General features: G+C 63.6%; 10 protein-coding genes. 6 read left to right on the top strand and 4 right to left on the bottom strand.

All coding sequences use genetic code 11. The features are described from left to right. Nucleotides 1-10: 10 nt before the first annotated feature. On the bottom strand, nt 11-1,375 hold the full coding sequence (locus OOT43_RS16455; protein ID WP_266021730.1) for a peptidylprolyl isomerase: 1,365 nt from the start codon (nt 1,373-1,375) through the stop codon (nt 11-13). After that, nucleotides 1,362-4,463, bottom strand: a complete 3,102-nt coding sequence (gene lptD / locus OOT43_RS16450) for an LPS assembly protein LptD (protein WP_266024946.1) — start codon at nt 4,461-4,463, stop codon at nt 1,362-1,364. The genes OOT43_RS16455 and lptD overlap by 14 nt, the downstream gene beginning before the upstream one ends. 211 nt (nt 4,464-4,674) lie before the next feature. Between lptD and OOT43_RS16445 the strand changes: the two genes are divergently transcribed. The 6 genes from OOT43_RS16445 (at nt 4,675) to OOT43_RS16420 (ending at nt 11,103) form a co-directional block, all read left to right on the top strand. Then, the gene (locus tag OOT43_RS16445; RefSeq protein WP_266021729.1) at nt 4,675-5,703 is read left to right on the top strand and encodes an aminoglycoside phosphotransferase family protein; all 1,029 of its coding nucleotides are present in this window, start codon (nt 4,675-4,677) and stop codon (nt 5,701-5,703) included. Further along, nucleotides 5,700-6,404, top strand: coding sequence for an N-acetylmuramate alpha-1-phosphate uridylyltransferase MurU (gene murU / locus OOT43_RS16440; protein WP_266021727.1), 705 nt, complete (start codon nt 5,700-5,702; stop codon nt 6,402-6,404). The genes OOT43_RS16445 and murU overlap by 4 nt, the downstream gene beginning before the upstream one ends. 107 nt (nt 6,405-6,511) lie before the next feature. Further along, the gene (gene alaC / locus OOT43_RS16435) at nt 6,512-7,696 is read left to right on the top strand and encodes an alanine transaminase (protein ID WP_266021726.1); all 1,185 of its coding nucleotides are present in this window, start codon (nt 6,512-6,514) and stop codon (nt 7,694-7,696) included. Between the two features lie 34 nt (nt 7,697-7,730). After that, the gene (locus OOT43_RS16430) at nt 7,731-9,041 is read left to right on the top strand and encodes a homoserine dehydrogenase (RefSeq protein WP_266021725.1); all 1,311 of its coding nucleotides are present in this window, start codon (nt 7,731-7,733) and stop codon (nt 9,039-9,041) included. 6 nt (nt 9,042-9,047) lie between these two features. Next, a complete protein-coding gene (gene thrC / locus OOT43_RS16425) occupies nt 9,048-10,190 on the top strand; it encodes a threonine synthase (protein WP_266021724.1) in 1,143 nt (380 codons plus the stop codon). 127 nt (nt 10,191-10,317) lie between these two features. After that, nucleotides 10,318-11,103: an MBL fold metallo-hydrolase gene (locus OOT43_RS16420; protein ID WP_266021723.1), complete on the top strand. Its 786-nt coding sequence runs from the start codon at nt 10,318-10,320 to the stop codon at nt 11,101-11,103. Between the two features lie 14 nt (nt 11,104-11,117). Here OOT43_RS16420 and OOT43_RS16415 read toward each other — a convergent pair whose 3' ends face one another. Both OOT43_RS16415 and OOT43_RS16410 read right to left on the bottom strand, forming a co-directional pair. Next, complete coding sequence (locus OOT43_RS16415; protein ID WP_266021722.1) at nt 11,118-11,489, bottom strand: response regulator; 372 nt, start codon at nt 11,487-11,489, stop codon at nt 11,118-11,120. Between the two features lie 11 nt (nt 11,490-11,500). After that, nucleotides 11,501-13,597, bottom strand: a complete 2,097-nt coding sequence (locus tag OOT43_RS16410) for an ATP-binding response regulator (protein ID WP_266021720.1) — start codon at nt 13,595-13,597, stop codon at nt 11,501-11,503. Between the last annotated feature and the right edge of the window lie 248 nt (nt 13,598-13,845).

Here is a 13,845-nt window from a genome sequence, read left to right as displayed (position 1 = left end):
AGATGCCGGATCAGCGCATGAAGGTTTCGGGCGAGTCTTCACCGGACGGCGTATCTTCGCCCGAGGATGCCGGTGCTTCGTCAAGGCGGATTTCGACGTAAGCCTCGTCGCGGATCTTCCTCAGCCAAAGTTCCGTTTCCTCGTCCACCTTGCGCTTGAAGAGTTCCTCGCGCGCCCGGTTTTTCAACACTTCATTGGTGTCGCTCGACTCCTGCCGCTCCAGCACCTGGATCAGATGCCAGCCGAACTGGGTCTGGACCGGATCGCTGAGCTGGTTTTCGTCCAGCGCGTTCATCGCCTCCTCGAACGGAGGCACCAGCGCGCCCGGCTTGACCCAGCCCAGATCCCCGCCCTTGATCGCCGAACCCTTGTCGTCGGAGTGGCCGCGCGCGAGCTCTCCGAAGTCGTCGCCGTTTTCGATCCGGGTTTTCAGGGCCAGCAGCTTGTTCTTCGCATCCTCGTCGGACTGCACTTCGTTCGGCTTGATCAGGATGTGCCGGACGTGGGTCTTGGTCAGCTTGGCCTCGCCCACGCCGCGCATCGCCATCATTTTGACGATGTGGTAGCCGCCGGGACTGCGGATGGGATCGCTCACCTCGCCGTCCTTCATCCCGCCCACCACCTCGGCAATATGGCTGGGAATCTCGCTGAGCTTACGCCAGCCGAGATCGCCGCCCTCCAGCGCCTGCGGGTCGTCCGAGTAGCGGATCGAAGCATCCTTGAAGTCGAGGCCAGCTTTCAATTCCTTCACGACCTTGTCGGCCCGCTCCCTGGCTTTCTTCACTTCGTCCGGCGACGCCTCGCGCGGGGTAGCGACGAGAATGTGGCCCAGCCGGTATTCCCGGTCGGCAACCGCCCCGGAACCGCCTTGAACCTCCAGATAATGCTCGACCTCCCGATCGCTGATCTTGATCTGGTTATTGACTTGGCTGGCGCGAAGCCGGCCCATAGCGATTTCGCCGCGCACCTGTTCCAGGAAATCGCCGTAATCGAGCCCTTCCTGGGCGAGCGAACGGCGGAACTGATCGGGCGTGAGATTATTGCGCTGGGCAATCTGGCTCACGGCCATGCGCAACGTGTCGTCGTCCACCTGGATGCCCATTTTTTCCGCCATCTGGAGCTGGATCTTGTCGACGATCATGCGCTCGAGCACCTGCCGGACCAGGATCGAATCGGGCGGCAAGGAAGTGCGGCTGGCGCGAAGGCTGCGCTTGATCTCGTCGACCTTGCGGACCAGCTCGCTCTCGAGGATGACGCCGTCGTCCACCACCGCCACGATGCGGTCGACGGCTGCTTCCGCGGCGGACCAGCCAGCCACGGCGAACAAAGCGAGGCAGGCAAACCGGACCCCCCTTTTGAAACTAGAAATCATCATTCGGCATCCGGTAACCCGTCAGGGATCGATACAGGAACCTGTCGACCTGATCGCCGAGGCGGGTCAGGCCCTTGAGTTCGAGCTGGACGAAAATGGAGGTATTGGAAGTACTGTCGTTATAGTTGTTTTGATTGACGCCGTTCAGGTATTCGCGCCCAATCAGGGTGAAACGCCAACAACAGGTTTCGTGCTCCAGACCGATGAAACTTTCAAGCGTTCTGTTGTAGAGCAGCGAATACTGCCAGCGCCCGATGACATGCCAGTCCTTGAAGAACGGAATGCGGAACGACACATCGGTATTGTTCAGCGCGCTGGAGAGCTGGTCGGTCTGATTGGGGATAGGCTGACGGTAGCGGTAGCTCAAATTGAGCAGATTATTCTGATGGTCATTGTACTGCAGCCCAGCCGACCCCCGCTCTATGCGCCCGCTGTTCGGTGACACCTGCCCGCCCGCGCCTATCGACCAGTTTTCCGTCACCCTGGCATCCACCTGACTGACGATGTTGGCGAAGCTCTGGTTGTAAGTATCGTAGGTCGTCTGGCCCTGGTCGGTGCCCAGGTCGATGCCCAGGGGATTAGTTCCATAGGGGTTTACCAGCGTCACCGACGGATCGTTGATGAAGAATACCTTCCCCAAGCTGGCGCTGAACCGTTCCAAGCCGCTGTCGTGATCTATGAAACGGGAAGTCAGGCCGACGGTTACCTGATTCATGTCCGCCAGACGGTCGGAACCTGCGAAACGGTTGGTGCGAAACAGCTGATAATACGTGAAATCGTAGTAGTTGCTGTCGAAAATCGGATAATCGTTCTGGTTGATCTTCGGCACATAGGTATAGAACACGCGGGGCTCCAGCGTCTGCCGCAGCGAGGCGGACCCCAGTTCGAAATCGCGGTCGAAAACCAGGCCGCTGTCCACCGAAAAGATGGGAGCGACACGATTCAGGCTGCTGTCTGTCTCCGCCGCCTGATCCTGGAGCATATAGGTCGTGTTCTGCATGGCGACGCTGGGAATGACGAAACTGCCCGGGGCCTGGATGGGATAGGAAATCTGCGGCCGGACGTTCAGACGCTGGCCTTTGACGGTGGTGCCGCCATGGCCGAAATTCACGACCTCCGCGTTGGTCTGGAAGCGGAACCCTGAATCGCCGATCTGTGCACTGTACCCTCCCCTGAGACTCGGCAGGCGGTAATAAGGCGTCTGCTCCGCCGGAATCGACGGATCGACGTTCTGGTAATAGTCGGTCAGCAGTCTGACCGAACCGTTCGAATACGTGTAGTCGGCGTACGCCTGGCTCTGGACGAAGGTGTTGGAGTTTAGGCCCAGGTTGTTGTTCACCTGATTGAGGTAAAGAGGATCGGAAACGTAGTTCAGGTCGACCAGCGTGAACAGGTTTTCGGTCCACCGTCCCATCGCGTCGAAGCCAGCCTGCCCTCGAGTCTGTTTCTCTTGAGTGTCCTCCGGCATGATCTCCCCCAGCAGGCGCAGACGCTGGTGTTCGGTCAGCCAGCGGAAATCGCCGCCGAACAAAGGCCCGCGGTTTGTCATCTCCCGCGCCGTCACCGTCAGGTCATAATCGGGCGCCAGATTGAAATAGTATGGAACGGTGAGGTTGTAGCCGTTGGTTCCCGACCAACCCGGCGAAGGCGACAGGAACCCGGATTGCCGCCGGTCGTCCACGGGAAAGTCCATATACGGGGTATAGAACATCGGCACCCCCTTGAACTCCATCCAGGCATGGGAGGCGCCCCCCCGTCCGGTCTCCTTGTCGATCGTGACTTCGTCGGCGTGCAGCATCCAGTCCGTATTGCCCGGCGGACAAGTCGTGTAGGTGGCAGTCTCGTAGCGTGAGCGGGTATCGCTGTCCATGTGGGCTACTCGGGCGACTCCGCGCGAAGGCATCGTTTCTACGATGAACTGGCTGTTGCGCAGCACACCCTTGTCTTCTTCCATCCGCATGAAGGCGGTGTCACTCGAAAAGGCCAGGCCTTTTTCGCGGTAGAACACGCTGCCGCGGGCGTTCACCGTGTCGGCCTCGGTATTGAGGCTCAGGAAATCGCCCTTCACATGCTGGTCGTAGCGCGTCACCTCGGCGTCGCCGGTGAAGGTCGCAACCTCCTGATCGTCCATTTCACCGTAATCCCCGTGAACTTCCACCGGCGCCCGCTTGCGGGCAAGCCGGTCTTTCGAAGAGAGGAGGAAATCCTTGGCCGCATCGGATTCGCGCTTTCCGCGGGAGCAGGTTCCCGCCCAGGGGTTGCCCGGCATCATGCCGAGCAGGCGATCGAAGCGCTGTTCGTCGTATTCCGTAATCGTCGTCGCCTGAGCCCAGTCCTCGGGAGGCTCGCTCGCAGCGCCGACGGCCCGCGCCACGCCGCGGGGGTCCGGCCCCACCAGGTTGCAATCCCAGCTCCTGCTCTCCTTCTGCGGCCGGCAGGTCCAGCCGGCCGGCGCGCTCGGGGCATTGGCGGCTACGGGCTGAGGCAAGGCGGCCTCCTGCCGCACCGACACGGTTCCCGAGGGGACGAAGCGCGAGGCGGCCAGCGGCGTCTCCGGACGGGGCGCCCTGCCCGGCTCACCGGCGGATTCGTCTGCCGCCGCCTCGGGTGCGGCTGCGGGCATTACTTTTTCCGCCTCCGCCGACTCGCCTTCCTCATCCTCCTCGTCGACAGGCTTGGACGCCATCTCGGCTGGCGGTGCGGGTTCGGCGGAGCGAAGCGGAGGCGCCGCCGGCCTGGGCTCGGATTTGACCACCGGCGCAATTTCGGCCGGCGGCAACGGAGGTGCCGTGGCAGCCGCGGCTCGGCGCGACTCCGGCAAAGCCGCCTCCCGCGGCGCGATCGGCCTGGCAAGCGGGGCCTTCGGCTCGGGCTCTGCCGGAGTTTCCGCTCCTCCGTCCTTTTTCTTGGCTACGCATTCCCACTGCTTGTCGTCGGTGCTGCGTTCGCAGTTCCAGTTGCCCACCGCGACCGCCGACGGCTGCCAGCTCGCGGCCAGCGCCATGAATACCGCGGTCCGCAGCGGTACGGAAGCATGGCCAGAGGTGGACGACGCATCCGCCGCCGAAGAAGCCGGTCCCGGCCCGCGCACGATCAAACCGGCACTCCCGCGACGGAGCCGGGCCAAATAGCCTGAACGGCGATGGAGAACCACCGGGTCATTGATGCGGAAAAAGCATGGAGAAAGTGGTCCAGGAAATGCTTGTACCCAGCTCGATGGAACGGACAGCCATGTGACCCGCAAATCCTATATCATTAAGAACCATGAAAAATCGAATCATTGTAACCCAAGGTTTGCACATTTGATTAACTCTCCCGCCATCGCCACCGACAACCGCTTCGAAGCGCTTCAGCGCTGGCTCCCGTCCATTCTGGGACGCGCTCCCGACGATATCCGGCCGATCTCCGGAGACGCCAGCTTCCGCCGTTATTTCCGGGTCTGGGCCGGCGATGCCAGCCATATTGCGATGGACGCCCCGCCGGCCAAGGAAAAGCTGCGGCCCTTCGTTCGCGCCGCCGGCCTCATGGAGAACGCGGGAGTACACACTCCCCGCATCTTCGCCGCCGACGAGGACCAAGGCTTCCTGCTGATGTCCGATCTCGGCGACACCAACTACCTGCAGCAACTGGCGTCCGGAGACGCCGACCTCCTGTACGCCGATGCGCTGGAAACGCTGGCGCGCATGCAACTCCGCATCGATGCCGGCGGCTGCGGCCTGCCCGCCTATGATGAAGACCTGCTGCTGCGGGAACTGGAACTGTTTCCCGATTGGTTCCTCGGCGGACTGCTGAGCCTGGAACTCAGCGCCACAGAGGAAGCGCTTTACCGGCGGCTCTCCCTGCATCTGATCGAATCGGCCGTACAGCAACCTGCCGTCGTCGTCCATCGCGATTTCCATTCCCGCAACCTCATGGTCACCGGCGAACGCAATCCCGGCGTGCTCGATTTCCAGGACGCCGTCGTGGGCCCCATCACCTACGATCTGGTCTCCCTGCTGCGGGACTGCTACATCGCCTGGCCCGAGGCGCGCGTCAAGCGCTGGCTGGACGATTACCGCCACCGCCTTGCCGACAGCGGATCTCGCCCTGCTGCCGACAGCGAAACCTTCCAGCGCTGGTTCGACTTGATGGGCCTGCAGCGCCATCTCAAGGCCGTGGGCATCTTCGCCCGGCTGCATCTGCGCGACGGCAAGGACGGCTACCTGCCGGACATTCCCCGAACCCTGCGCTACGTCCTGGATGTCGCCGGCAGATATCCGGAATTGGGGGAATTCCATCGCTTTCTCGACCTGCGCGTCTGCCCGGTCCTGAACGAGGCCGCCGCCGCGTGAAAGCCATGATCCTCGCCGCGGGCCGGGGCGAGCGCCTGCGTCCGCTGACCGATCACACCCCGAAACCCCTCCTGCCCGCAGGCGGCCGCCCATTGATCGAACACACGTTGGAGGCGCTGGTACACGCGGGACTCGCCGACATCGTCATCAACCTCGCTCATCTCGGCCGGCAGATCCGCGAACGACTCGGCGACGGCGGGCGCTTCGGCGCCCGCATCCAGTACTCCGACGAGGGCGCCCACGCGCTCGAAACCGCCGGCGGCATCCGTCAGGCCCTGGCGCTGCTGGGCCCGGAGCCGTTCATCGTCGTCAACGGCGACATCGGCACGGACTACGACTTCTCCCGCCTGCGCCGCGAACCGTCCGGCGATGCCCATCTCGTGCTTGCGCCCAACCCCCCCCATCATCTGCAAGGCGACTTCCGCCTCGACGGCGGCAGCGTGACGCCGCCAGGCGACGGCGCCCAGACCTTCACATTCGCCGGGATCGGCGCGTACCGGCCGGAACTGTTCGCTTCGCTCCCGCCGGGACGGGCGCCGCTGGCGCCGCTGCTCAGGCAGGCCATGGCCGCCGGCCGCATCAGCGGCGAGCTGCACTCGGGCTTCTGGCTGGACATCGGTACGGCGGAGCGGCTCGGTGCTTACGACCGCTGGCTCCGCACCCGCGAACGGCGACCGGCACGGCCCATGCCGGCCGTTTGACATGCGCCGCGCCGGCCGGTAACGTTGGGCGTTTTTTCCGGATTCCGGCGCAGCTCGCGAATACCGGCCCCGATTCAAGGCACAACTCCCCAGCCAGGCTCCCCAGGATGGAAGAATTTCAGCGCATCAAACGCCTGCCCCCATACGTCTTCAACATCGTCAACGAACTCAAGGCGAAGGAACGGGCAGAGGGCAAAGACGTCATCGACTTCGGCATGGGCAACCCCGATCAGCCCACGCCGCAGCACATCGTCGACAAACTGATCGAATCTTCGCGTAAAGGCACCAACCACCGTTATTCGGTGTCCAAGGGCATCCCCCGCCTGAGGCGGGCCATCTGCAACTGGTACCGCGGCCGTTACGGCGTCGAGCTCGATCCGGACTCCCAAGCCATCGTGACGATCGGCTCAAAGGAAGGCCTGGCGCATCTGGCACTCGCTACCGTAGGGCCGGGCGATGCCGTTTTGGTACCGAATCCGGCCTACCCGATCCATCCCTACGGCTTCGTCCTGGCCGGCGCCGACGTCCGCCATGTGCCGCTGCTGCCCGGGATCGATTTCTTTGCCGAACTGGAAATGGCGATCAAGACGTCCTGGCCCAAACCCAAGATGCTGATCCTGAATTTCCCGGCCAATCCCACGGCGCAGTGCGTGGAGCTGGAATTCTTCGAGAAGGTCGTGGAAATCGCCCGCGAGTACAAAATCTGGGTGGTGCACGATCTGGCCTATGCCGACCTGGTGTTCGATGGCTACGTCGCCCCGTCGATCCTGCAGGTACCGGGTGCTGAGGACATCGCCGTGGAGTTCTTCACGCTGTCCAAGAGCTACAACATGCCGGGCTGGCGGGTAGGCTTCATGTGCGGCAACCGCGAACTGGTCTCGGCGCTGGGTCGCATCAAGTCATACCTGGACTACGGCACTTTCACGCCGATCCAGGTAGCCGCGATCGCCGCACTGGAAGGCCCGCAGGACTGCGTGGAAGAGATCCGGCTGATGTACCAGAGCCGCCGCGATGCGCTGTGCAAGGGCCTCAACGACATCGGCTGGCCGGTTGAAAAACCCAAGGGCACCATGTTCGTCTGGGCCAGGATCCCTGAACAGTACCAGAGCCTGGGCTCGCTGGAATTCGCCAAGAAGATGCTGCTCGATGCCCATGTCGCGGTGTCGCCGGGTATCGGCTTCGGCGAATTCGGCGACGACCACGTGCGCTTCGGCCTGATCGAGAACGAGCACCGCACCCGCCAAGCCATCCGCGGCGTCCGCGATATGATGCGCAAGGACAACGCCGTATAATCCCTGCCTTTTCCCAAGTCTTGAGGAACGCAGCTTGAACCCGGTAAAAATCGGCATCCTCGGCCTCGGCACGGTGGGCGGCGGCACGGTCAATGTGCTGCGGCGCAATGCCGACGAAATCACCCGCCGCGCCGGCCGCGAGATCCAGGTCTGCCGAGCCTCGACCCGCGATCTATCGCGCGCGCGCATCTGCGACACCACCGGCATCGCCCTGACCGACGATCCCTACGAGATCGTCTCCGACCCCGACATCCAGATCGTGGTCGAGACCATCGGCGGCGAATTCCCGGCGCGGGATCTGGTCATGACGGCGCTGGCAAACGGCAAGCACGTCGTCACCGCCAACAAGATGCTGATCGCCCTGCACGGGAACGAGATCTTCGCCGCCGCCCGCGAACGCGGCCTGATGGTCGCCTTCGAAGCCGCCGTGGCCGGGGGCATCCCCATCATCAAGACCATCCGCGAAGGACTGGCGGGCAACAAGGTCGAATGGCTGGCCGGCATCATCAACGGCACCAGCAACTTCATCCTCACCGAGATGTGGGAAAAGGGCCGCGACTTCGCCGACGTACTGAAGGAAGCCCAGGCGCTGGGCTACGCTGAAGCCGATCCGACTTTCGACATCGAGGGCGTGGACGCCGCCCACAAGCTCACCATCCTGGCCTCGATCGCCTTCGGCATCCCGCTCCAGTTCGGCAAGGTCTACATCGAGGGCATCACCGGGATCACCGCGGACGACGTCAAATACGCCGAAGCCTTGGGTTACCGCATCAAGCTGTTAGGGATCGCCCGCCGCACCCCCAAAGGCATCGAACTGCGGGTCCACCCCACCCTGATCCCGGCGCGCCGGCTGATCGCCAACGTCAACGGCGTGATGAACGCGGTCCTGGTCAAGGGCGACGCGGTCGGGCCCACGCTGCATTACGGCGCCGGCGCCGGGGCCGAGCCGACTGCCTCCGCCGTGGTCGCCGACGTCGTCGACGTGGTTCGCACCCTGACCTCCGATCCGGAGAACCGGGTCCCGCACCTGGCCTTCCAGCCCGCCGCGATTTCCGAGATCCCGATCCTCCCGATCGAAGAGGTCGAGACCGCCTATTACCTCCGGCTCTCCGCCGAGGACAAGCCCGGCGTGCTGGCCGACGTGACCCGCATCCTCGCCACCCACCACATCAGCATCGAGGCCGTGTTGCAGAAGGAAATGCCGGAGGGCGAGAGCCATCTCCCGGTGATCATGCTGACGCAGAAGGTCGCCGAACGCGAGTTGAATGCCGCCCTGCGGGAGATTGAAACCCTGCCGACCATCAAGGGCGCAGTGAAACGTATCCGGCTCGAAACCCTGGGTTAACAAACCATGACTATGACGACACGCTACACCGGCCTCATCGAACGCTACCGTGCCCGCCTGCCGGTCGGCGCCGACACCCGCATCATCAGGCTGGGCGAAGGCAACACGCCGCTGATCCGGCTGGAAAACCTCCCCCGCATCCTGGGCAAGAGCATCGAGCTCTACGTGAAATACGAGGGGCTCAATCCCACCGGCTCGTTCAAGGACCGCGGCATGACCATGGCCGTGACCCGCGCGGTCGAGGAAGGCAGCCGGGCCATCATCTGCGCCTCCACCGGCAACACCAGCGCCGCCGCCGCCGCCTATGCCGCGCGCGCCGGCATCACCGCCTTCGTACTGATCCCGGATGGCAAGATCGCCATGGGCAAGCTGGCCCAGGCCATGATGTACGGCTCGGTGGTGATCCAGATCAAGGGCAATTTCGACGACGGCATGCGGCTGGTCAAGGAAGTAGCACGAGAAGCGCCGGTTACCATCGTCAACTCGATCAATCCCTACCGGCTGCAGGGCCAGAAGACCGCGGCCTTCGAAATCGTCGACGAACTCGGCCGGGCACCGGACTACCACTGCCTGCCGGTCGGCAACGCCGGCAACATTACGGCGCATTGGATCGGCTACAGCGAATACGCCTGCGGCGGCCGCGACTGCGTGACCGAAGCCTGCGCGTTCTGCAGCGGCGAATGCCGCTTCGTGACCGGCGGCCCGGTCTCGACCAGCCGGCCGAAGATGGTCGGCTATCAGGCCAGCGGCTCGGCGCCGTTCCTGCGTGGCCACATGGTGGACCATCCGGAGACGGTGGCAACCGCCATCCGCATCGGCCATCCGCAAAGCTGGGACCAAGCCTGGCAGGTCAGCCGCGAATCCGGCGGCTGGTTCGACGAATGCAGCGACGAGGAAATCCTGGCCGCCCAGAAGCTGCTCACGGAAAACGAAGGTGTCTTCTGCGAGCCGGCCTCGGCGACCTCCCTGGCCGGCGCCCTGCGCGACATCCGGAGCGGCAAGATCCCCGAAGGCAGCACGGTGGTGCTGACCTTGACCGGCAACGGCCTGAAGGACCCCGACACCGCCATCGGCCAGTGCACCCAGAAGCCGCTCACCATCGAGGCGGAGCTGGATTCGGTCAAGCGGGCCATTCTCGACGTACTCTGAACACCCCCGGCTGCTGCCCATCTCCGGCGGCGGCCTCTCCCTTTCCACCCACCGATTTTTTTGACAACCGGCGCAGGGAGCGTCATACACTACCCCCCAACGAACCAGGCCGCTCGCGGGTTATCTCATGAAGCTGACGTTCATCGGTGTCGGTTCTGCCTTTGCCCTCCAAAACTACCAGTCGAATGTCCTGGTCGAGAGCCAGGGCAGGAAACTCCTGATCGATTGCGGGAGCGACGCGCGCCTTGCCCTGCACCGGCTGGGACTGGGGGCGGAAGACATCGACGCCCTCTACGTCAGCCATCTGCATGCCGATCATATCGGCGGCATCGAATGGCTGGGCTTTTCGCGTTATTTTTCCGGCGGGATGCGGCCGGAACTCTTCATCGAGAAGCGGCTGGCCGAGATGCTCTGGGAACGATCGCTGCGAGGGGGCATGGCCTCCGTCCACGGAAGGTCGATGCGTCTGGACGACTTCTTCTCTACGGTCCACCGCCTTTCCCCTGGCGGGGCATTCCGGTTCGGGAGCCTCGAACTACGTCTTTTCTCGACGCTGCACTATTTCGACTGTCGCGAGCTCGCTCCGAGCTACGGTCTGATGATCGACGTTCATGCGGAAGGCGCTGCGCCGGAAATGGCCGAGCCTCGTTGCAGAATCGTGTTGACAACCGATACCCAGTTCTGTCCCGACCGCCTCGCCGGACTCTACGACAGCGCGGACGTCATCTTCCAGGACTGCGAGACGGCCCCGCGGCGATCCGGCATCCATGCGCACTACGGGGAACTTTGCGGACTTCCGGCGTCGATCCGGAAAAAAATGTGGCTATACCACTACCAGGACGGCCCCCTGCCCGACGCAGCCGGAGCGGGTTTCCACGGCTTCGTTCGGCAGGGACAGGTTTTCGAATTCTGAAATCCGGCTGCCAGTCAGCCCCGCGGAGCGAGCAGGGCTTCGATCTTGGCCAGCAGGCGGTCGAATTCGACCGGCTTGGTGTCGTAGTCGTCGCAGCCGGCTTCGATGGCCTTGTCGCGGTCGCCGGACATCGCGTGGGCCGTCAGCGCGATGACCGGAATACCGCGGGTCGCGTCTTCGGCCTTCAGTTTCCGGGTCGCCTCCCAGCCGTCCATCACCGGCAGGCTCATGTCCATCAGCACGACGTCCGGCAGTTCGGCCTGGGCCACCGCCACCCCTTCCGCACCATCGACCGCGATGACCAGCTCGTAGCCGCGCCGCAGCAGACGCCGGCTGAGCATGTCCCGGTTCATTTCGTTGTCTTCCACCAGCAATATCTTCGCCATGGCCGATTCTCCTAGGCTGTTGTCCCGAGGCATGCGCTGATCCGGTCGCCGAGTTCCTGCAGCAGTTCCTCCCTTCCCCGCGTCCCCTTGTTGACCACGTATTCTACGTAGCCGTTCAGGCGCTGGCGATCTTCGGCGGTGAGATCCTTGGCGGTGACGACGATCACGGGTATCGAACGCCAGGCTTCCTGCTGGCGCAATTCCTCCAGGAAACTGAAGCCGTCCATTTCCGGCATCATCAGGTCGAGGACGATCAATTCGGGGCGGTTTTCCGCCACCCGTTCGAGCGCCACCCGCCCGTTTTCGGCCTCTTCGACCACCCAGCCCTCGTGCTCCAGCATGCGGCGCATCAGTGCCCTGAGGTCGGCGTGGTCTTCCACCAGCAACACGGGACAAGGCGGATGGGCGCAGCGGTACTTCTGCAGCACCTTGGCCAGGTAGTCCCTGTCGATCGGCTTGGTCAGAAAATCGGTGGCGCCGAGGGCGAACCCCAGATTCCTCTCGTCCAGAATAGTGGCCATGATGACCGGAATCGGCGCCAGTTCCGGATCGGCCTTCAGCGCCGTCAATACCGCCCAGCCGTCCATTCCCGGCATCATGACGTCGAGAATGATCGCGCCCGGCCTCAGTTCCCTGGCGAGTTTCAGCCCTTCCTGGCCGCTGTCCGCCTCCTCCATGCGCAGGCCCTGCTGATCCAGAAAGCGCCGCATCAGATCGCGCGCCGCCGGATCGTCGTCGATCACCAGCACGGTGGGAATCCCCTTGGACCAAGCCGATCCGGGCTCGGCGGCCTGCGCCTTTTCCGGCACGCCGCCATCGACGGGCAGGTGAATCGTGAAGGTCGAGCCGACCCCCGCTTCGCTCTCGACGGTGATGTCCCCGCCCATCATCTGGCAGAAACGGCGGCTCAGGACCAGCCCCAGGCCGGTGCCGCCGAAATTCCGTGTGGTCGACGCATCGGCCTGCGAAAACGCCTGGAACAAACGGCTCATCTGTTCCGGTGTGATGCCGATCCCGGTGTCGCGGACGGCGAAATGCAGCCAATCCCTTCCATCGACGCTTTCCCTGTCGACGGCCAGGGTGATGACGCCGTCGCGGGTGAACTTGGAGGCATTGCTCAGCAGGTTGAACAGCGCCTGCCGTACCTTGGTCAGGTCGGCCCGGATCGAACCCGTGCCTTCGGCGTACTGGACCTCGAGGCGGTTGTTGTTCTTGGCGACCACCGGCGCAATGGTCGCCACGACGTCGTCGAGCATGGGAACCACCTCGAAGGTCTCCAGGTAGACCTCCATTTTGCCCGCCTCGATCTTCGAAAGGTCCAGCACGTCGTTGATCAGGGCCAGCAGATGCTTGCCGGAAGCGCGGATCTTGTTCAGGTCGGCCAGTTCCTCTTCGCGCCCCGCGTCCTCGGCATCTTCCGCCAGGATCTCGCTGTAGCCGATGATGGCGTTGAGCGGCGTGCGCAGCTCATGCGACATGTTGGCGAGGAACTCGGATTTCAGCCGCGTCGCTTCGAGGGCGGCGTCGCGCGCTTCCGCCAGTTCGATGTGGGCGGCTTCCAGTTGCGACTTCCTCTGTTCCGACAGCTTCACGGCCTCGACCAGGCTCAGGACCTTGGGAACCTGCAAGGGCAGCACCAGCGCGGTGGCGACCGAAACCACGGCGGTCAGGAGCTTGGTGTATCCGGACAGCCAGTAGCTCGCGTTCCAGATCGTCCATGCCCCCATGAAATGGGTGACCGCGCAGGCGATGATGAACAGCCCGAAGGCCAGGAATACCCAGGAAAACGGTATGTCGCGGCGGGCCCGATGGATGAGATATACCAGGGTCGCCGAGATGCAGACGTAGGAAAGCCCGATCAGGAGATCGGTGCTCAGGTGCAGCCACCACAGTTGAGGCACCCAGAGGTAGCACATGCCGTGCGGCATGAAGGACTGGCCGCTGACGCCGGTCGCGAACAGGTTCGCCGCCAGCTTCGGCCAGGAGAACAACACCATCGCGGCTATCGCCACGAGCACGAGCCCGTAGGAGAACCAGCGCAGCTGCGAGACCTGCTCGATACTCTCCGGATTGGGCGGACTCGCCGGGGAAATCTCTCGACTTGACATGATCGGCTCTCCGATGGGCGTTGACCGGCGTCTGGGAGCACGGCGCACAGGGCCCGGCAGCTCGCCCCCGTTGACAGCGTTTACGGAAATCGGTGGAATGTCAAGGCGCCTTCCAGAGACCAGCCTGGCAGGGTCGGCAGGGATATCCGACCTGCGCCGGACGGCAATGAGGTCGCTCGAAACCCCTTCGAAGCCTTACCGGGCATGGATTTTCGAAGCCGACCCTTAAAGTCTTTGCGAGGCACCAT

The organism is Methylococcus mesophilus (assembly GCF_026247885.1).
In the GTDB taxonomy this organism is placed as follows: Bacteria; Pseudomonadota; Gammaproteobacteria; order Methylococcales; family Methylococcaceae; genus Methylococcus; species Methylococcus mesophilus.
The sequence above is the reverse complement of the archived record's forward strand: the minus strand, read 5'-3'. Positions and strand labels throughout refer to the sequence as shown.

Excerpts from the sequence above, each read along its gene's own strand:
- OOT43_RS16455 (WP_266021730.1), bottom strand. The coding sequence starts at position 1,375 with ATGATGATTTCTAGTTTCAAAAGGGGGGTCCGGTTTGCCTGCCTCGCT.
- alaC (WP_266021726.1), top strand. The coding sequence starts at position 6,512 with ATGGAAGAATTTCAGCGCATCAAACGCCTGCCCCCATACGTCTTCAAC.
- thrC (WP_266021724.1), top strand. The coding sequence starts at position 9,048 with ATGACTATGACGACACGCTACACCGGCCTCATCGAACGCTACCGTGCC.
- OOT43_RS16420 (WP_266021723.1), top strand. The coding sequence starts at position 10,318 with ATGAAGCTGACGTTCATCGGTGTCGGTTCTGCCTTTGCCCTCCAAAAC.
- OOT43_RS16415 (WP_266021722.1), bottom strand. The coding sequence starts at position 11,489 with ATGGCGAAGATATTGCTGGTGGAAGACAACGAAATGAACCGGGACATG.
- OOT43_RS16410 (WP_266021720.1), bottom strand. The coding sequence starts at position 13,597 with ATGTCAAGTCGAGAGATTTCCCCGGCGAGTCCGCCCAATCCGGAGAGT.